Annotated in this window: 23 protein-coding genes; all 23 read right to left on the reverse strand. The window is 43.1% G+C overall.

All coding sequences use genetic code 11. The features are described 5' to 3' along the window. Positions 1-69: 69 nt before the first annotated feature. Positions 70-480, reverse strand: coding sequence for a hypothetical protein (locus tag NSS87_RS19205; protein ID WP_052404338.1), 411 nt, complete (start codon positions 478-480; stop codon positions 70-72). Between the two features lie 2 nt (positions 481-482). Then, a complete protein-coding gene (locus tag NSS87_RS19210; RefSeq protein WP_042189431.1) occupies positions 483-980 on the reverse strand; it encodes a chemotaxis protein CheD in 498 nt (165 codons plus the stop codon). Further along, positions 973-1,599 carry a chemotaxis protein CheC gene (locus tag NSS87_RS19215; protein WP_042189432.1) on the reverse strand — a complete coding sequence of 209 codons (627 nt, stop codon included), beginning with the start codon at positions 1,597-1,599 and terminating at the stop codon, positions 973-975. Before NSS87_RS19215 ends, NSS87_RS19210 begins: the two co-directional genes overlap by 8 nt. Before the next feature lie 3 nt (positions 1,600-1,602). Beyond that, positions 1,603-2,064 carry a chemotaxis protein CheW gene (locus NSS87_RS19220; protein WP_042189433.1) on the reverse strand — a complete coding sequence of 154 codons (462 nt, stop codon included), beginning with the start codon at positions 2,062-2,064 and terminating at the stop codon, positions 1,603-1,605. A 27-nt stretch (positions 2,065-2,091) separates the two neighbouring features. After that, on the reverse strand, positions 2,092-4,164 hold the full coding sequence (locus NSS87_RS19225) for a chemotaxis protein CheA (RefSeq protein ID WP_042189434.1): 2,073 nt from the start codon (positions 4,162-4,164) through the stop codon (positions 2,092-2,094). Positions 4,165-4,198: 34 nt separating this feature from the next. Then, on the reverse strand, positions 4,199-5,530 hold the full coding sequence (locus tag NSS87_RS19230; RefSeq protein WP_339242118.1) for a chemotaxis response regulator protein-glutamate methylesterase: 1,332 nt from the start codon (positions 5,528-5,530) through the stop codon (positions 4,199-4,201). Positions 5,531-5,563: 33 nt separating this feature from the next. Beyond that, entirely contained in the window at positions 5,564-6,445 is an 882-nt protein-coding gene (locus NSS87_RS19235) for a MinD/ParA family protein (protein WP_076285422.1), read from the reverse strand. Further along, on the reverse strand, positions 6,442-7,803 hold the full coding sequence (flhF, locus tag NSS87_RS19240) for a flagellar biosynthesis protein FlhF (RefSeq protein ID WP_339242120.1): 1,362 nt from the start codon (positions 7,801-7,803) through the stop codon (positions 6,442-6,444). The genes NSS87_RS19235 and flhF overlap by 4 nt, the downstream gene beginning before the upstream one ends. Continuing rightward, a complete protein-coding gene (gene flhA, locus NSS87_RS19245; RefSeq protein ID WP_042189438.1) occupies positions 7,800-9,833 on the reverse strand; it encodes a flagellar biosynthesis protein FlhA in 2,034 nt (677 codons plus the stop codon). Before flhA ends, flhF begins: the two co-directional genes overlap by 4 nt. A gap of 17 nt (positions 9,834-9,850) precedes the next feature. Then, entirely contained in the window at positions 9,851-10,945 is a 1,095-nt protein-coding gene (gene flhB, locus NSS87_RS19250; RefSeq protein WP_042189439.1) for a flagellar biosynthesis protein FlhB, read from the reverse strand. 22 nt (positions 10,946-10,967) lie between these two features. Then, on the reverse strand, positions 10,968-11,753 hold the full coding sequence (gene fliR / locus NSS87_RS19255; RefSeq protein WP_042194135.1) for a flagellar biosynthetic protein FliR: 786 nt from the start codon (positions 11,751-11,753) through the stop codon (positions 10,968-10,970). Positions 11,754-11,762: 9 nt separating this feature from the next. Then, on the reverse strand, positions 11,763-12,032 hold the full coding sequence (gene fliQ / locus NSS87_RS19260; protein WP_042189440.1) for a flagellar biosynthesis protein FliQ: 270 nt from the start codon (positions 12,030-12,032) through the stop codon (positions 11,763-11,765). A 21-nt stretch (positions 12,033-12,053) separates the two neighbouring features. Beyond that, positions 12,054-12,818 (reverse strand): flagellar type III secretion system pore protein FliP, encoded by a 765-nt coding sequence (gene fliP, locus NSS87_RS19265; protein ID WP_042189441.1) that lies wholly within the window; start codon positions 12,816-12,818, stop codon positions 12,054-12,056. Then, positions 12,815-13,342, reverse strand: a complete 528-nt coding sequence (locus NSS87_RS19270) for a flagellar biosynthetic protein FliO (RefSeq protein ID WP_042189442.1) — start codon at positions 13,340-13,342, stop codon at positions 12,815-12,817. The genes fliP and NSS87_RS19270 overlap by 4 nt, the downstream gene beginning before the upstream one ends. A gap of 9 nt (positions 13,343-13,351) precedes the next feature. Next, positions 13,352-13,717, reverse strand: a complete 366-nt coding sequence (locus tag NSS87_RS19275; protein ID WP_036688523.1) for a response regulator — start codon at positions 13,715-13,717, stop codon at positions 13,352-13,354. Positions 13,718-13,743: 26 nt separating this feature from the next. Next, positions 13,744-15,045 carry a flagellar motor switch phosphatase FliY gene (fliY, locus tag NSS87_RS19280; RefSeq protein ID WP_042189443.1) on the reverse strand — a complete coding sequence of 434 codons (1,302 nt, stop codon included), beginning with the start codon at positions 15,043-15,045 and terminating at the stop codon, positions 13,744-13,746. Next, positions 15,035-16,033, reverse strand: a complete 999-nt coding sequence (fliM, locus tag NSS87_RS19285; RefSeq protein ID WP_042189444.1) for a flagellar motor switch protein FliM — start codon at positions 16,031-16,033, stop codon at positions 15,035-15,037. The genes fliY and fliM overlap by 11 nt, the downstream gene beginning before the upstream one ends. A gap of 39 nt (positions 16,034-16,072) precedes the next feature. Next, entirely contained in the window at positions 16,073-16,540 is a 468-nt protein-coding gene (locus tag NSS87_RS19290; RefSeq protein WP_042189445.1) for a flagellar basal body-associated FliL family protein, read from the reverse strand. After that, entirely contained in the window at positions 16,537-16,761 is a 225-nt protein-coding gene (locus NSS87_RS19295) for a flagellar FlbD family protein (protein ID WP_042128923.1), read from the reverse strand. Before NSS87_RS19295 ends, NSS87_RS19290 begins: the two co-directional genes overlap by 4 nt. Before the next feature lie 90 nt (positions 16,762-16,851). Next, the gene (flgG, locus tag NSS87_RS19300; RefSeq protein WP_042189446.1) at positions 16,852-17,670 is read right to left on the reverse strand and encodes a flagellar basal body rod protein FlgG; all 819 of its coding nucleotides are present in this window, start codon (positions 17,668-17,670) and stop codon (positions 16,852-16,854) included. A 103-nt stretch (positions 17,671-17,773) separates the two neighbouring features. Continuing rightward, complete coding sequence (locus NSS87_RS19305) at positions 17,774-18,160, reverse strand: TIGR02530 family flagellar biosynthesis protein (RefSeq protein WP_076119556.1); 387 nt, start codon at positions 18,158-18,160, stop codon at positions 17,774-17,776. Further along, positions 18,157-18,654 (reverse strand): flagellar hook capping FlgD N-terminal domain-containing protein, encoded by a 498-nt coding sequence (locus NSS87_RS19310; protein WP_339242126.1) that lies wholly within the window; start codon positions 18,652-18,654, stop codon positions 18,157-18,159. The genes NSS87_RS19305 and NSS87_RS19310 overlap by 4 nt, the downstream gene beginning before the upstream one ends. Positions 18,655-18,686: 32 nt before the next feature. Next, positions 18,687-20,162, reverse strand: coding sequence for a flagellar hook-length control protein FliK (locus NSS87_RS19315; protein WP_339242127.1), 1,476 nt, complete (start codon positions 20,160-20,162; stop codon positions 18,687-18,689). Between the last annotated feature and the right edge of the window lie 3 nt (positions 20,163-20,165).

Here is a 20,165-nt window from a genome sequence, read left to right on the forward strand (position 1 = left end):
AGGATAATGTATAAAGTGAAACTTATACTTTCTTATATTTAAGATAACCGATTCCGCCACAGCGCTCGCTTATTCTTCTTTCAGGTGACGAACGGCCTTGGCCAATTCTTCAGGATCTTTCATAGAGACTAGTTTTGGGGGTGTAAGAGGCTTGAACCCCTCACTGTTCCCACTCCCTTGTCCTGGCTTCGGTTTGAGTAGATTAATTAACTCTTCATCCTCATTAGGGGTACTGATGTCTAGCTTTGCACCAAGTTCTTCTCCCTCAACATCCTGTTCATCCGGAGGCGATGATTGATACACGATAAAACCCAATACCCATCTTAGGAGGAAAGCAAGCAGAAACCAGATGATAAATCCTAATAGGCTTCGTAATAAACTAGTACCGAGAACATTATTACTGTAGGTTACAAAAAATGTGAATACAAAACCTATCAAACCAAACAGCAAGTTTATAAAAATGTTTCCTATCATTTTCATATTTATATTTCCTTAGCGCCTTTTTGCACACTGCGGATGAACAATACACCAGTGTTGCAGGCAATTTCTATCGTACGGCCATAATTACCGCCCGTGTCTTCCGCAATTAACGGAATTTTCAAATTCTCAAGAGCAAGTTTACAAGATTCAACATTACGAGGCCCGATCCTCATGGTGTCGCTCCCCCCGGCAAAGGCAAACATTTGTGATCCTCCTGCCATCTTGGCTACGATCCGACTCCGAACCGCACCAAGCTCCAGCAAACGGGATAAGAGCTCCGGCACTGCAGTATCTGCAAACTTAGCGATGTTTAATTGCCCTTCCCTAGCAATCTCAGAAGTAGGGAGCATCACATGCGCCATTCCCGCGAGTTTTTTTCCAGGGTCAAACAATGTCAATCCCACGCAGGAGCCAAGACCCGTTGTACGAATCAAACTATCCTGGCTTCCAATGTTAAGATCTGCCATCCCTACTTTAATGATGCTTTGTTCTTCAATCATTTTCAAACGGAACTCCTAGCGATTTGAAGATTTTCGGGAATGATTCCGGATCGGGAATAAGGAAAAATTGCCCTTCAATTTCGTTTTTCCCCTCAAAAAAGGTAGTATCGATCAACAATGCATCGTCACCCATTTGCCCAAATTGCAGCAAACCGTAGCTTAGGATGGCTCCAGCCATATCCATAGCAAGTGCAGGAACTGTTGGATACATAGAAAGTGAGGTAAAGTCTGCAAGAGAAGATAAGTACGATCCTGCTAATATATTTCCAATTTCACTCAGCGCGGAAAGTTCCATTTCTCCAAGTTCTTGGTCACTCAAAATCTCGATACCTGCAATGCGACTGAGTAAGTTCAAAGCGGCTTCCGGGGAAAGAATGAAAAATAGGTTGCCCGGAGCTTCTCCCTCCACACGTAAGAAAACTGCATATACTAGTTCTTCAGCTCCACCAACTTTGTCCGTTATCTCTTCAAAGTTGAGAAGCTGTACCTTGGGAACAGCCATATCAATCGGCTTATTCAAGAGCTGTGATAATGCGGTGGCTGCATTCCCAGCTCCAATATTCCCGACTTCCTTAAGCACATCCATTTTAAAATCCTTATAGTGCTTAAATAATTCCACAGGTTAGCCCTCTAGGCTTTCTAATTGAACGATTTCGTTTTTGTTAAGCACTTCTGACAGATTAAGCATGATCAGCAAGCGCTCTTCACCTATCTTGGCCACCCCATCTAAATACTTCGCTTTGATGCCGCCAACAACATCTGGAGGTGTATCGATAGAATCCCTGTTCAAATCTATTACATCATTTGCTGAATCTACAATGAAACCTACTTCCATTTCATTAACAGATACGATAATTACACGAGACTGATCTGTTTGCTCCGCCTCTTCGATCCCAAAGCGACCTCGAAGGTCAATCACAGGGATAACAACACCACGTAAATTAATTACACCCTTGATAAAAGAATACGTTTTAGGTACACGAGTTATTGGCATCATGCGCTCAATGGTTTGTACCTTCTCAACTTCGATACCGTATTCCTCTGAGCCTAATTTGAACACTATCACTTTAATATCTTCAGCCATGGAACGAACCTCCCTGTTCTATCCTAGTTATTTAATAAAAGCGTTCGGATCAATAATAAGTGCGACTTGGCCATCTCCAAGTATCGTTGCGCCAGATATCCCTTGAATTTCAGGTAAATATTTACCCAGATTCTTGATAACAATCTCGTTCTGACCAATAAAATCCTGTACAGCCAAGGCCACAAGACGTTCTCCCTTACGTACAACTACGATCTCTGTCTCTTCTTCAGTACTCTCATCATAATCAGGCACCGAAAATAGACGACTAAGAGAGACTAGTGGAATATGAGAATTCCGGAACTCTAACATTTTGTTGCCATGAATCGTACGGATTTGAGTGTTCTTCACGATTCCAGTTTCCACAATAGAGGATAATGGAATGGCGTACTTCTCAGAGCCCAATCGAATAAGCATGGCCGCAATAATGGATAGCGTAAGTGGCAGCTGTACTGAGAAATTCGTTCCTTTACCTGGTGAAGAATAGATTGTTACATTACCACCCAGTGAAGAAATCTTAGCTTTAACAACATCCAGTCCTACGCCACGACCTGAGACATCAGAAATAACTTCTGCCGTGCTGAACCCTGGTGCAAATAGTAGTTGATAAGCTTCATCATCCGTCATATTTGCCGCCTGCTCTTGCGTGATCACGCCTTTTTTCACAGCAGACTTCAAAACCTTCTCTGGGTAAATACCTGTTCCATCTTCCTCAATTTCAATGAAGACATGATTTCCGCTGTGGAAAGCACGTAGATGAACTGTCCCAGTCTCTGGTTTACCAGCAGCAATACGATCAGCAATAGATTCAATACCGTGATCAACCGCATTACGCAATAAATGCACAAGTGGATCACCAATTTCATCAATTACCGTCCGGTCAAGCTCGGTTTCGGCACCCGTTACAATTAGATCTACTTTCTTATCCAGCGACTTAGCTAGATCACGAACCATACGCGGGAAACGGTTAAATACGGTATCTACTGGAACCATCCGAAGCTTCATCACAATATTCTGGAGATCTCCGCTTACTCTGCCCATATGCTCGACGGTTTCCGTAAGATCACCATTCTGAACCTCTGAAGCCAGCTGCTCTAAACGAACTCTGTCGATCAGAAGTTCACTAAATAGATTCATGAGCACGTCTAAGCGTTCGATATCTACGCGGATCGTACGTGAAGGCGCTCCTCCAGTTTTGGTTGCTCCCGGCTTATTACCTTCATCTTTGGTAGGCAACGGTTTAGATGCTACTGGAGCAGCAGGAGCTGTTTCCTCTATAGTGGCTGTTGCGGCAACCTCTGACACGGCAGCTGCCGATTCTTGACCAAGCATTTTCAAGGATTCTTGATCTAGTGCTACTGCTGTTACTTTATCAATTTCAGACAAATTCATAATCATTGCCTGAATCTGATCAGCGTTTTTTTGGGTTATGTAATAGAGTGAGAAGCTTTGGTCAAATTTCTCTTGTTCTATATCTTGAACAGATGGGAAGGATTTAACTACTTCACCCGAACGTTCGAGCAGATCAAACACCATGTATGCACGTACAGCCTTAAGTTGGCAATCCTTGCGGATCGTTACATCTACATACAATGCATGATGCCCTTCCTGAATCGATTGTTCTAGAACAGAAAATTGGAACTCATCTAAATGAATCGGAGTTTCAGCTGCTTGTGCATCAGACGTATTAGCAGCAGAGGCTGCTCCGCCTTCAACTGGAATCTCACCCCGGACGATAGCCTGCAGGGATGAGACAATGGCTGATACATCTGCTTTACCTTCGCCACCTCTAGTAATATCCTCAACCATAGACTCTAAGGCATCCAAACTTTTGAATAACGTATCAAAAATGAAATCCTGCATGCGCAGCTTGTTATTACGTACAAGATCTAACACATTCTCCATTTGGTGTGTAAGTGAGGCCAAATCTTCAAAGCCCATAGTCGCTGCCATACCTTTTAAAGTGTGCGCAGAGCGGAATATTACCTGGACGATACTAAGATCCTCAGGATTCGCTTCCAATCCCATCATGCTCTCGTTCAATGACTGCAGATGATCATTCGACTCATCAATAAACATGGATAAATATTGGTTCATGTCCATAGTAGAGCACCTCCCCTTCGAGTTCGCTTTTCCGTTATTTAACGGCTTGCACTAGCCTTGGAGCAATTTCTTGCAAAGGCAGTACATATTTGACGCACTGCAATTCCACCGCAGATCGCGGCATCCCGTAAACGACACAGGTCTCTTCACTTTCAGCAAATGTTGAGGTAACCCCTGAGTCATAGAGAGATTTCATCATCCTAGCACCATCACTCCCCATCCCTGTCATCAGCAACACGTGCCGATCTAGAGATGTGAGTGGAAGCAATGATTCGAATAAAACATCCACTGAAGGTCGGTGGCCATTTCGCGCCTCCTCCTTCGTGAGTACAACTGCATATTGCCCTTTAGATGTGGGTGTAACTTGTAAATGATAGCCTCCAGGCGCAATGTAGGCTGCTCCTTTTCGTAATATCATCCCCTGCTCTGCTTCTAACACTTCTAGCGGACTGAATGTATTCAGACGCTGGGCTAGTGATTTCGTAAAGTTAGGCGGCATATGCTGCACAATGACAATAGGAGCTGGAAAATCCGCTGGAATTTTCTCCAGGAGTACCTTCAGTGCACGAGGTCCGCCTGTAGAACAACCGACAGCAACTAATTTGTGCAAATTCTTGCTACCAACCATTCGATCTGGAGAAAGTCCCGGAGACTCAGTAGATACCTCCACTAAAGACTCTATCACCGGTTTGGGCGGAATTGGTTTATTCTCTACTTTAGTCTTTGGTTTAGACTTTTCGATTAACGGTGTTTTAGCAGAGATGATTGGTTTGGTTGCTTTTTTAGGGATAGTACTATCTACTGGCTGTTTCCCCCGAGGTTTTCTCATTTCTTCATCTTTGAGAGAAGATTTAAGTGCTGCCTTGGATTTGTCCGGTAACAATCTCGGTGCAGTCGGCAGTAATGGCTCTAAAGGCGTGATGTCAGGCATCCTAAAAGCAGATGCTCGCGCTTCACGTTGCTCTCGAGCCAACATAGCTTCTTTCATTTGCTCCCTTAGGGATTCCCCTACGCCCGTTATATCCTGGGAATTTGATATTGAAGGTTTACGAATGAAATCAAAAGCGCCCCATTCCAGTGCAAGAATGGTTTCCTTCATGCCCTCTTCATTGATGCCTGACAGCATAATCACTGGCAGCGGATCTGACGCCATTATTATTTTCAGCGCTTCCAGGCCGTTCATCTCCGGCATTTCCACATCCATAGTAACTAGATCCGGCCGAAGTTTATTTATTTTCTCGATAGCCTCGCGACCATTTGTGGCTGTTGCCGTCACCTGAAAGTCAGCGTCATTTTCAATTAAATCGGAAATGATCTTGCGCATAAATGCAGAATCATCAACAACCAAAACTTTATATGGCTTCATATCATTTCCACCTCTGTTCCAGATTCAGAACAATTATTTACTTCGCTTTAACCATTTATGGATAAAACCTTTAATGCCTTGAACTTTTGTTTCTTTTTTACCATCTATGGTCAAATAACTTAGGGCTAGCCGATGTATATCTTTTGCAGCAACACTGTTTGGAAAAGCCAATGAAAATGGCGTCTGCCTTTTGACAGCCTGCACTACATGGGCATCTGAGCTTATATGACCAAGATAGGAAACATCTAATTGCAAAAAACGACTGGCCGCCATACGGATCTTATCACTTGTCACTGATGCTTCTCTCTCATCACCCGCTTGATTCACAATCAGTTTAAAAGAAATCTCCGGATACGTCCGATTCACAACCTTCATTAATGCGTAAGCGTCTGTTATAGCAGTTGGCTCTGGTGTTGTAACTACTAGGCAATCGTCCGCAGAGGTTATAAACTTCATCGTTTCCTTAGATAATCCAGCACCTGTATCGAACAAAATATAATCCATGCTGTCCGCAATAAGGGCTATCTGGGCTGTGAAATAATTAAGGTCCGATTCCGAAAGAGAAAATAACTCATCCATGCCCGATCCACCAGCTATAAAAGGAAGCCCGTTCGGTCCTAACTGAATAATCTGCTCAATATCCGCTTCTCTTTTTAACAGATGATATAGGTTATACTTCGCCGACACGCCCATTAACACGTCTATGTTAGCCATGCCAATATCCGCATCGAACAGCAATACTCTCTTTCCCATTGCTTTTAAAGTTAAAGCGAAATTAAGTGTGAAATTCGATTTCCCTACGCCACCTTTACCACTACAAACAGTAATGATACGGGCGGATGTTTCCCCTTTTTCAGCTAGTTTAGGCTCCTGACTGGATACAAGCTGTCTCAAGGATTGTGCCTGATCCATCATGATTCACCTGTTCCAAGAAGCATCTCACTAAGTTGTTCTTTGGAAGCCATCAATAAATCGTCAGGTACATTTTGACCATTGGTCATATAAGATAATGTGAGAGGGAAATCATTCAGGACGTTAAAGAGTGGTCCATAACTTCCCGTCTCATCTAGCTTGGTAAAAATAACTTTATCCAGCTTGTACCTGCCGAAATGCTCTGCAATCAATTTCATATCACGGCTTTTCGAAGTTAAGCTGAGTACAAGATAGGTCTCACTTCTTAATTCCTTCGCTAGCAAGCTTTGCAGTTCTGCTACAAGCATATCATTACGATAATTCCGTCCAGCTGTATCCATAATTACAAGATCACAACTCTCCAATCGAAAGAGTGCTCTTTGTAAATCTCCGGGAGATTGTACAACCTCTAGCGGAACATTCAGGATAGCTGCGTATGTACGCAACTGCTCCACAGCTGAAATTCGATACGTATCAGAGGTGATAAAACCAACCTTGCGTCCGTTTTTGAATAGCTGTTCAGCCGCAAGCTTGGCTATGGTAGTAGTTTTTCCTACTCCTGTGGGCCCTGCAATATATACGATTTGGGTATCAGGTGCAATTCCATCAGCGATTCGCCCTGACAGGAATCCATCGAGCTGTTCTTTTAAGGACTCCTGAAATTTCTCAGGTCCCCAAGTACGCCCTTCATCCGCCCAACGTTCGGAGATATTACTGATCCACTCCTCAACAAGTACAGTATCCATCTCCTGCTCAATCAAAAGATCTCTAAGCTGCTGGAGACTATCCGGTAATTCTCTTGCCCCTGAAGACTGCCTCGCGATTCGTTCCATCCAAAGCTTCATATCTCTAATTTCTCGAAGAACATCATTCTCCAGCGCCGAGGCAACCTCTGGCGTTTGATCTAACCCTAAAGATTCATATAAGGCTGATACAGAGGTAGTTTCATCTGGATTGGATTCAAGCGATTTCTGATCAGGCTCTGGATGTTTGGTTATCGATTCTTTTACATCAATAGCTTCCGACAAGGCAGCGGCGATTTCCGCAAAGGACCGAGGCTCTTCCGGCTTTTCCAACGTTACAGTAGAAGCAGATGATGAAGATGAAGCTTTTTGGTAAGCTTGCGGGACAGCGCTGCGCGGAATGTTCATCGCAGGCTTCACAGGCTTTTCAGGAGCACTCTCCTTTTGAGCTTTTTCAACAGCCGCTACTACCTCTATTTTTTTCTTTTTAAACAATCCTAAAAATCCGCCAATCTTAATTTCTTTAGTACTTAAAATTACAGCCTCGCTTCCAAGCTCACTACGAATGGAATGCATGGCGTCAGGCATCGTATCGACCACATAACGCTTCACTCTCATAAATTCACCACTCCGACGCTTTGTATTTCAATGTTAGGCTCTAGTTCGCTATAAGACAGTACAGGAATATCCTGCATTGTCCGTTCAATCACCTGCCGCAAATACATACGAATGGTTGGTGATGTGAGTACAATGGGCTGTTGTCCTGACTGCAGCAGTCGATTGATCTGTTCACTTAACCGCTGATAGATCGTTTGAGTCGATGCTGGATCCAATGCCAAATAACTGCCCTGTTCAGATTGCTGCACACTCTCAGAAATTTTCTTCTCTAGGTTAGGTCCTACCGTAATAACTTTCAGAGTCTCTCCAACTTGCGAGAATTGCTGAGTAATCTGTCTGGACAAGGATTGACGAACATATTCGGTAAGAATATCAGGATCCTTGGTGTACGTCCCGTAATCCGCCAACGTCTCAAAAATAGTAACCAAATCCCTGATCGATATTTTCTCGCGCAGCAGCTTGGCAAGTACCTTTTGCACATCCCCAATCGCTAATACCGAAGGAATAAGATCATCAACAAGCACAGGATAATTGTCTCTTAGGTTATCCACCAACATCTTAGTTTCTTGTCGTCCTAACAACTCATGTCCATAACGCTTAATCAGCTCCGTCAAATGTGTTGCAACAACGGATGGCGGATCTACCACGGTATAACCTGACAATTCAGCCCGCTCTTTAACCGATTCGTCAATCCACAACGCTGGAAGTCCAAAGGATGGTTCAATGGTCTCAATACCGTTTATAGATTCATCATCATAGCCTGGACTCATGGCTAAGTAGTGATTAAGTAATAATTCACCGCCGCCGACAGTATTTCCTTTAATTTTTATGACATATTCATTCGGTTTTAGTTGAATATTGTCGCGAATGCGAATAACAGGCACTACAAGACCCATTTCAAGGGCACATTGCCGTCGAATCATGATGATACGATCTAGTAAATCTCCACCCTGACCTGTATCTGCCAAAGGTATAAGACCGTAGCCGAACTCGAATTCAATAGGATCTACAGAGAGTAAATTAATTACACTTTCCGGACTTCGTACCTCTTCAATCTGTTTCTCTTCAACAAGCTGCTCTTCGGCAATCTGTTTTCGATTTAAATTTTGTCCCATACTATAGGCTGCAAAAGCCAGCAAACCAGCTAGCGGGAGCGTAGTAATCATATGTATAGGTGTAAAGAGACCTAGAAAAGCAACAGTAACTGCAACAATATATAACAACTTTGGATAGGAGAGTAACTGACCTGTTAATTCTTCTGCCAGATTACCTTCCGATGAAGCTCTAGTAACGATAAGACCTGCTGCAGTCGAAATGAGCAAAGCAGGAATCTGGCTGACTAGACCGTCCCCGATCGTCAATACAGAATAAGTAGATAACGCAGTGGAGAAATCCATTCCATGCACAACCATACCGATAATAAATCCACCAATAAGATTGATCAACAGGATAATGATACTCGCAATCGCGTCTCCTTTAACGAATTTACTCGCACCATCCATGGCTCCGAAAAAATCCGCTTCCCGTTCAACATTGCGGCGACGCTCACGTGCCTGTGTTTCATTAATCATGCCTGCGTTAAGATCGGCATCAATACTCATCTGCTTGCCGGGCATCGCATCCAAGGTAAATCTCGCCCCTACCTCAGCTACACGCTCTGAACCTTTAGTAATAACAATAAACTGAACCACTACCAAAATCAGAAACACGATAAATCCAACGGCAATTTGTCCACCGGCGATCCAGCTTCCGAAAGTAGATACCACGGAACCGGCATCTGCGTAAGTCAGGATCAATTTCGTTGTCGAAATGTTTAGTGACAGACGAAACAATGTCGTAACAAGCAATAATGAAGGAAAAATTGAAAATTCGAGCGCATTCTTCGTGTTCATAGCAACTAATATGATAATTAATGCTATAGAAATATTAATAACTAGCAAAACGTCCAAAAGCCAGGACGGGATAGGCAGAATCATCATAAGCACAATACCGATGATGCCTAGCAAAACTGTTAAATCTTTAGCTTTCAATGTCCTAACCCCCCGCCTTATTTCCTCTTACCTTTAAGTTTATATACATATGCCAGCACTTCAGCTACAGCCTGAAACAGATCATTTGGAACGACATCTCCAATTTCTGCTCTTTGGAATAATGCCCGTGCCAGCGGTTTGTTTTCCATAGTCACGACGCCATGTTCTTTAGCCAGCTCCCGTATACGAAGTGCTACATAATCCTGCCCTTTTGCAATAATCTGTGGCGCCTCCATTTTGGAACCATCATATTTTAGCGCAACAGCAAAGTGAGTTGGATTTGTAATAATTACATCCGCGTTAGGAACTTCCTGCATCATACGCTGCATGGCCATTCTGCGTTGGCGTTCCCTGATCTTACCTTTAATTAGAGGGTCACCCTCCATTTTTTTGTATTCATCCTTGATATCCTGCTTAGACATTTTCAGGCTTTTTTCATGCTCGTACTTCTGATACATAAAATCTAGAAAAGCCATAATTAGCAGGGCAACCCCGATTTTCAAACCAAGACTCATCGTCAGCTTGGCCGCAAACTTAAAAATTCCCTCCGCACTGATATGCGACAGGGATGCAAAGTTCTTCTTTTCTCCCCATAATGTGCTATATACCAGATAAGAAATAATTAGAAGCTTAAATATTGATTTCAGGAATTCTACAAACGAACGCATTGAGAAAATATTTTTGAATCCTTTTATCGGATTAATCTTACTGAATTTAGGAGTAATCCCCTCTCCTGTAGCCATAAAGCCCACCTGCGCCAAGTTGGAAACAAGTGCCATAACAAACGTAATTCCAAGTAATGGAGCTAGCAAAATCAAGATTTGCAAGCCATACTGATTAAATAGCAGCGTTATATTCTCAGGCGTAACGTCCAGCATCATTCGATTCTGAAATACGTCCGTGTATAGCTTCATAAAACGCTCTTTCATAAAACCACCAAACATCATCAAGCTAACTACCGCAGCTAGCAATACAACCGCACCAGACAGCTCAGCACTTTTGGCTACTTGGCCTTTTTTACGAGCATCCTGCCGTTTCTTCGGGGTTGCTTTTTCCGTCTTTTCACCGGCGAAGAGTTGAAGATCTAGTCTATAACGCTTCGTCTTAGGCATAATACTCTCCCCTTACGGTCACCTACGGCTTCTTCCCCATGAGACCCAGTAAATTCTCCATGGATTCGAACATGATTTCGAAGAGATTCTGAAACAACACAGCCAGACCTGGCATCAGCACTAAAAGAAGTGCAATACCTATGATGATTTTTAGAGGAACCCCTATAACAAATACATTATATTGCGGAGCCGTTCTCGCTAAAAAAGCAAGACCAACATCGGTCAGAAACAGTGCAGTTACTAATGGAGCCGACATTTGAAAAGCTAATACAAACGACTGCGCAAATGTTCGGACCAGAAACTCTGACAAACTACCATCAACCATGCGTAGAAATAAATCATTATTCATAGGAATCCATTTATAGCTGTACACAATGGCATCTAGTAAATGGTGATGTCCATTCATACTCAAAAACATTAGCAGGGCTATCATATATTTGAAATTACCGAGAATAGGTGCTGACGTTCCTGTCATAGGATCAATGACGTTGGCAATACCGAAGCCAATCTGAATATCAATGAAAGAACCTGCTGTCTGAATTGCCATAAACATCAAATATCCAATGAAACCTAGCAATAAGCCTATTAATACTTCTCTCATAATCAGCAAAATATAACTAAAATCCTGCGGAATCGTAATCCCTGTTCCATTAGCACTAAAGACTACCAATGCTACAAAAAAAGATATGCCAATCTTAAAAGTTGTCGGTACCCCTTGAGAAGAAAATACAGGAACGACAACAAAAAAGGCTGTAATTCGACAAAAAATAAGCAAAAAGACGGGTAAACTTTGCAATAAGGTATCCATGTTCATTGGTTAACCAATATACATATAGAGACTGCCTAGAATTTGGCTAGTAAAGTCAATTAGCTTCGTGATGATCCACGGTCCAAATAGCAATAAAGCCAGCAGTACTGCGACGATTTTTGGAACAAACGCTAGCGTCTGTTCCTGAATCTGTGTCGTAGCTTGAAAGATACTGATTATTAGCCCTACCACCAGACCAAGAATCAGCATGGGAGCGCTGACTTCCAGCACTAAATATACGGCTTGGCTTGCTAGACCGATAATAAACTCCGTACTCAATCCTCATGCCTCCTCTTAAGGTCAGGTGTTAAAACTAAGAAGTAGTGATTTAATGACTAAGTACCAGCCGTCTACCAGTACAAAGAGCATAATTTTAAAAGGTAATGAAATCATGACCGGGGGAAGCATCATCATCCCCATGGCCATCAGCGTACTCGCCACAACAATATCAATAATCAGAAATGGAATGAAAATTAAGAAGCCCATTGTAAAAGCTTTTTTCAATTCTCCAATTGCGAAAGCTGGCACCATCACCGTCAGTGGAATATCACTGTATGTAGCCGGTTTAGCCGATCCCGTATAACCGGTATATTTCATAAATAACAAAAGGTCTTTGGAATTGGTCTGTTTAAACATAAACTCTTTCATCGGATCAGCAGCTTTATCAAAAGCCTCAGTCTGGGTAATCGTCCCCTTCATATACGGCTGTAATGCCGTTTCATTCACTTGCGCCAAAGTTGGCGACATAATGAACAGGGTCAGAAACAGAGCAAGCCCTACCAGCACCTGATTCGGAGGCATGGCCTGAGTACCAAGTGAGGTTCTAACAAAACCGAGCACGATTACAATTCTAGTAAAACTGGTCATAAGAACTAGAAACGCCGGAGCAATACTCAGAACCGTAACGAGAAGAAGAATTGATATGGAACTGGTACCACCGCTTGAACCATCTTCATTACCGACCTGAATATTAACATTAGGTATAGGATCAGCATGTATCGGTCGCATCATAACTATACTAATGAACCCGAACAGCAGAATAGCAAGAATTAGCTTCTTTTTCATAAATTCCTCGACTCATCCTTAGTAACATCATCCCGTAACAGCTCTTCCATTTTCTCTTTTCGCTCTGGTGCAGAACGAAGCTTGGATTGCAGTGTCTCGTAAAAAGATGATGTTTCACTAAGCTCGATTTCTTCTGATGGAACCTCCCCACGCAGCTTAACCTTAACCTTGGCAATAAGCGGTGCGAGAAAATTATTCTGGTTGGAGGACTGATCCTCAAATGCTGCAATGATCAAAGCCACCTCATCCGGATCAGTGACTTTATCCAAGATGGATATGTTCTCACCAATCCCGATTAAGTAAAGGCTGCTTCCCAGTTCAATAACCTGCATCGACTTGTTAGGTCCCAGCCCTACAGCACCAAGCGTTCGAATGGAGCGCCCGCTCATAAAGGTCTGATTACGACGTCCAAGAAAACGGATCAACAGCACAATAAGTACAATGATTACCGCAAGGACAATAATAACGTTAAGCAAATTCAGCAGGGTGTTATTGCTCCCGAGCGGTTCTGAATTGAGGGGCATGTCTTTTTCCTACACACCCAACGTTTTGTTGATAGCTTCGATAACTCGGTCAGCTTGGAAAGGCTTCACAATAAAGTCTTTTGCTCCTGCTTGAATAGCATCGATAACCATAGCCTGCTGGCCCATGGCTGAACACATAATGACCTTAGCAGCCGGATCTACCTTCTTGATTTCTTTCAGGGCGGCGATTCCGTCCATCTCAGGCATAGTTATATCCATCGTGATAAGGTCTGGACGCAGTTCTTTAAATTTCTCTATAGCTTGAGAACCGTCCTGAGCTTCGCCCACTACTTCAAATCCGTTTTTCGACAAAATGTCACGGATCATCATTCTCATAAATGCTGCATCGTCCACGATTAGAATTCGGTTAGCCATTTTTACAAAATCCTCCCTAAGTATGCTTATTGTAATTTCTGAATTCGGTCCCACTGGCTGACGATATCCGTAACGCGTACGCCGAAGTTTTCATCGATAACTACGACTTCACCTTTGGCAATAAGCTTGTTGTTAACCAAAATATCTACAGGCTCACCGGCGAGCTTGTCCAGCTCAATGATCGAGCCTTGAGACATTTCTAAAATATCTTTAATCTGCTTCTGGGTCCTTCCTAATTCTACGGTTACTCTAAGCGGTATGTCCATCAATAAATTTAAATTGTTTTCATCAATATGACCAAAAGCTCCACCGTTAAGGTTAGCAAACTGTACAGGCTGTACATTTACATTGCGATTCGCTTCAGGACTAAGCGGTGGTGTCTGCCCATAAGGCATGCCTTGAGGCGGCATTCCGTAGGGTGGCATCCCTGGCATGCCATACGCCGGCATTCCTGCTGGAGGGTAATAATATCCGCCTTCTGGCATTCCTGGATAACCAGGCATCCCCTGCGGCGGGTACGGCGGAGGTGTTTCTCCTACGGGCTGTGAAGGCGCCTGTTGCACTGGAGGAGCTACAGGAGGCGTCTCTTGAGCCGGCTTAGCAGGAGTCTCTGTCGACGTAACTGCAGCCTCCTGCGCTGCAGGGCTTACATCACCCAGAAGCATCGTTACCATATCCTTAGCAAACTGGACAGGCAAGAGCTGCATAATAGTAGAGTCGATTAAATCTCCTATCTTAAGTCGGAACGAAATTCGAATTAAGGTTTCGTCATTGGGTAAGCTGCCGACACCTTCACCGCTGGACATGTTCAGAATGTCGATACCCGGAGGTGAAATATTAACAAACCGATTGAAGATCGTAGACATTGATGTGGCAGAAGAACCCATCATTTGGTTCATTGCTTCCTGCACAGCACTAATGTGAATTTCATTCAATTCTTCATCTTTAGGTTCGCCTTCTCCACCAAGCATTAAATCTGCGATGACCTGTGCATCCCTAATCTTAATAACAAGAGAGTTAATACCCTGAAATCCATCTACATATTCCACGTGTACAGCTACATGTGGTTTAGGAAAAGCCACTTCAAATTCCCCGCGTGTAATGATGGAAACTTGAGGGGTTGTAATATCAACCTTTTTCCCTAGTAATGTGGAAAGAGCTGTCGCTGCACTACCAAACGTTATATTACCGATTTCACCCAAAGCATCCTGTTCAAACGGTGTTAAATAGTCATTTACCGTTTTCTCTGAAGGAGCCAATGAGCCTTCCGCAGATTGTCTCAGAAGGGCGTCGATTTCTTCTTGGGATAAATAATCTTTACTCGTCAAATTCTTCAACTCCTTCACTGACAATCTCGTCTATTTGCACGGCTACCCTGTCTTTCACCATTCCAGGACTTCCGATGAACTTAAGCTTCTCCCCTACCTTAATCGAGAGTCCAGAATCTACATTCCTGTTTAGTGAGATCACGTCACCGACGCTAAGCCCAAGAAACTCAGATATAGATAAGCTCGATTCTCCAAGTTCAGCGACAATCGGCAGTTTCGCCTTATGAACTCTAGCTTTAATAGCTTCAAGTTCATCTGCATCCCGGGTCTTCTTCTCTGTTACAAACCATTGGTGAACAGATAATCTAGACATTATTGGTTCCAGAACGACGTGCGGTATGCACAGATTGATCATACCTGTTGTATCGCCAATTTTGGTGCTTAACGAGATCAATGCAATGGTCTCATTGGGCGATACAATTTGCATGAACTGTGGGTTCGTTTCGAGCGCTTCCATGCGCGGATGGATATCCAGCACAGTCTTCCAAGCCTCCTGCAAACTCTCAAAACATCTGCTGAAGATACGCTCCATAATCGTTGTTTCGATTTCAGTTAAAGCATTAATCTTAGATGGTGCAGTCCCAAAACCGCCCAGCAATCTGTCCAGCATAGCGAAAGCGATGTTTGGATGAACTTCCATTACCATTCGACCTTCTAAAGGTTCGGCTTCAAAAATGTTCAGTATTGTCATTTTCGGAATGGAACGAATGAATTCATCATAAGGGAGCTGCTCTACTTGAACGACATTAATCTGCACAAAGGTGCGTAATTGGGCTGAAAAGTACGTTGTAAGATAGCGTGCGAAATTGTCATGAATCCTTGTAAGACTACGAATATGATCTTTAGAAAATCGAACAGCCCGTTTAAAGTCATAAGATCGGATCTTCTTCTGAGTTTCTTCCTTTTTAAGTTCATCGGCATCCATCTCACCTGAAGAAAGTGCAGCAAGTAGAGCATCTATTTCGTTTTGTGATAGTACATCAACCAATTCAATCACCCCCCTATCAAAGAATTATCATGCCTGAAGCTACATAGAAGCCAAAAGGTATTTGGTGACTTCGATCTGAGTGATTTTGCCTTCGGTCAATGTCTTATTGATCAGATTAACAAGCTTGCTGCTAAGCTGGTCTTTGCCATTTGCTCCATTAAGCTCCTCAGGTTTGGTATCTGCAAGCGTTTTGATAATAATCGGTTTGATTTTGATCTCTTTTATTTTTTCGAATGCTTCCTTTGATTTCGCAGAATTCAGTTGGAAGGCGAAATCTATTTGAACGATATAATCGGGATCAGCAAGATTTGTTTTGATATCTTTGATCTCTGCCGTTAATTCGACGATTTCATCTGCAGTTAAATACTTGGTTTCCACACTTTGAACCGCAGCATTTACATCATTCGAATCTTTCGGAAAGATCTTGTCCATTAATAAAAATGCGGCGATCACGATAAGTGTAATCGCAAGTAAAATCGTAAGTAACCATGGCAGCATCTTCTTCATGTTAGCTCCTCCATTGACTGGACTTTAATGGTGGCAGCATATGTGCCTATGTCCCTGTTATAATCCCGGATCTTCGTAATAACTTCATCAGCTTTTTCAAGCACGATCAGTCTTTTTCCGGTTACTAGCGTAATATATGTATCCGGGCTTTCTTCTACCATTTCTACCAGTAGGGCATTGATCCACATCGGTGTTCCATTTAATCTCGTTACCGATATCATAACAGGCCTCCTAACAAAAATAGGGGGAGGGGTATCTCCCCCACGACTCCGCGTTAATCTTTAAAAAAAGATATTAAATTATTGATAAAATTAACGCTTCAGGTTAACTACTTCCTGCAGCACTTCATCAGAAGTCGTAATGATACGGGAGTTCGCCTGGAATCCACGTTGCGATACGATCATTTCTGTAAATTCATTCGTAAGATCCACATTGGACATTTCGAGTTGACCAGATATGATCGCCCCAGTGCCATCTTCTGTATTATTCGCTGTAGTCGGAACAAGCTCACCTTCTGCATTCGCATTAAGCGACATACGGTATAGATTGCCACCAATCTTCTCTAATCCAGATGGATTAGTAACCTTAGCTACACCGATCTTCACACCTGCTTCAGTCGTTCCATCAGACATGGTCTGAACAATCGTTCCATCATTGGAAATGGAGAACGCTGTTACATCATCACCCAGTTGAATGGGTCCACCATCTGAATCTAGCACATGAAGTCCGTCAGATGTTACAAGATTACGTGCAGCATCTACATGAAAATCTCCTGCACGAGTCAAGAAAGGTGTTTCTTGATCTTCTGATAGCTTTACTAGGAAAAAACCATCTCCGTCAATGCGTAAATCTGTCGGGTTATTAGTAGTTTGAGCACTACCGGGTAAATGGAGTGTATCGATAGAAGCGATACTTACGCCTAGTCCGATTTGTTTAGCATTCATACCACCTGCACCATCATCACTAGGAGCAGTTACACCAGAAACAGTTTGACTCATAATATCCTTGAACATAACCCGTCCTGATTTAAAACCAATTGTATTGACATTGGCAATGTTATTACCGATTACATCAAGCTTAGTCTGAAAGCCTCTCATCCCCGAAACCCCTGAATACATAGATCTTAACATTTGTGTTGTCCTCCCAGATTATAGAGTCCTAATAACTTACTAAGTGAATGGGACCGCGTCAGTCGGTCAGCGGCCGCCTCGGCTTTCCGTTAGGACCAGCCGGTTATGAAATCACAATTGCACTATCAATTTGCGTAAACACGTTATCTTTAATCGAATTTCCATCCATAGCGGTTACAACCGTACGATTCGGGACACTTACGATAAATGCCAAGTCCTTCATTAATATCAAGGATTCTTTACTGCCTTTGGCAGCAGCTTTATCCACAGCAGAAGAAATCTGATCCAGTTGTCTGCTTCCAAGTTCAATTCCTCTTTGTTCAAGACGCTTAGCAGCATGATTGCTGAATTTTAGTAGCTTCTGTTGCAGTACGCTCTCAAAGGTGGCTTCTCCAGTCACAGTCTGCTTCGGTATCGAAGATCGCTGTAACGTTGAGGAGTGTAGGGACGACGCAGGATACAGTTGGCCTATGGTCAGCCTGTCACTCATATTGTCGCCTCGCTTCCTCCGTTATTCTCCGGAGTATTACTATCTGTATCAGAACCATTCTCTGTTGTTGCGGGATTCTGAATTTGTGTAATATCGGTTAAAGCAATTCTGTCTTTCCCCACAACCGCATATTGAATACCTTTGCTGACAACGATTGATTCAACGTTCCCTGTCTTAGGTAGATTTGTGGCGGTATCCGTCCATGTGATATCTTTACCAATCAAGCCGGATACTGATCCAAGAGACTGATTCATTGATGTAAGCTGTGTAGAGATATTCATCAGCTGCTCAACAGATGTAAACTGTGCCATTTGAGCAATAAATTCTTTATCTTGCATCGGCTGCATCGGATCTTGATTCTGCAGCTGGGTGATCAATATCTTCAAAAACTGATCCTTACCCAATACAGAATTCCCTGTCGTTTTAGTAGATTCAGGAGTTGTATAATTCCACTGGTCTTTGGTAGAAACAGGAGGAGTTGTTGTTGTCGTCATAACCGTTCACCTCTCTTTCACTTGTGATAAGTTTAAGCTTTGGCAGAGAAGGAGTTCCCTTGATTATCATCTTCTTGCCCTGCGTTTGAAACCCAATCTTTCCATTCACCATTTAGCTCTGCGGCAAGAATGGCATCATTAGCTTCCTCACGACTTTCTTTGGAGCGTCTTCCCTGCTGACCACTTCCAGAACCAGGTTGGCGTCCTTCTTGACCCCACCCTGAATTGAGGGGGGTATTATTTTGTGTGACTTCCAATTTTTCTACTTGGAGGCCTTGAGACTGCAATGCCGCTCGAAGCTGGTTCATCTGCTGTTCCAACATATCCTTTGCTCCGGAATGTTCAGTCATAAACTGTGCAACCAGATGGCCGTTTTGCATAGTAATCTTAACATCTACTTGTCCGAGATTTTCTGGAAAGAGTGATATCGTAGCCTCAGCTACTCCGCCTTTTTGCACAATCTCCAATTTACCTGTAATAAAACCGGTCATTTCCTGTGCAAACTGATGAACGGGTACAGGAGCTACTGGAACCTCAGCCTTCAACGGAGCAGTAATTCCTCCCCTAAGAGCTAGTTGACCAGCAGTTACAACCTCATGATCTCCTTCTATGATAGTAGTTCCTGATGTGGAATCTTGAGCTGATTCTGCCTGCTTTGTCTCTCCAGTTGCACTGCTTTTAATCAATGGAGCGGTAAGCTCTGCTTCAGGATCTTGAACAGCTCCTGAGGTCACAGGCGAAGTTAGGACTGCTTCATTCTTAATTGCAGCTGCTTCTCCAGCACGATTACTAAGGTTTTGAATGGTTTTGTCCGTCGTATTACCTTTGCTTTCAGTCACTATAGGTTGTTGTACAGATACACCAGAATTTTCATTTATACTGGAGTTCTTTCCCTTCCCCTTAATAGTGTTAGCGGAGGACTGTTCTAGTATTGCTGTGAAATTATTTAACAGGCTTATTCCTTTACTAGCAGCTTCTTCGTTCCCACTGACAGCAGCTTCCTGAATCATAGTAACTAAACTTTGCAAATCATCTTGAACAGCAAATCGCAGTGTATCCGCATGCTTAGCTAACGGCGACAAGCTTCCTGCCGACTCCGTATCAGATGTAGCATCACCCTCAGTCGCTTGACTTCCCGATAGAAGAGCTGATACCTGAAGAAGCCAAGCTTGCAAAGCTACCAGCACAGCAGGATCGCTATTGATGCTTTCATCTAGATTTTCAACATCAGCAGTTAGCTTCTCGATAAGATCAGAATTCTGCGTATCTTGTCCCCCTTGATCTTCTCCAGTTGTCTGTACTTCCTTTAAAAGACCTTGCAATAAATAGGCTAGATTTCCCAGAAGCGGATCAGTAGGTACCGATGTGGTGTTAGCTGTGTTTCCTCCCATAGTTTGCACTAAAGTCTGCGCGAAAGGTACAGCAGCTGTTGTGCCAGTAGAAGTTGATGAGCTACCACTTGCGGCTGTAGCATTTGCGCTCACTAGCGATTGAACCACTAAACTCATATT

It is taken from the genome of Paenibacillus sp. FSL F4-0243, assembly GCF_037963295.1.
Taxonomy (GTDB): domain Bacteria; phylum Bacillota; class Bacilli; order Paenibacillales; family Paenibacillaceae; genus Paenibacillus_AQ.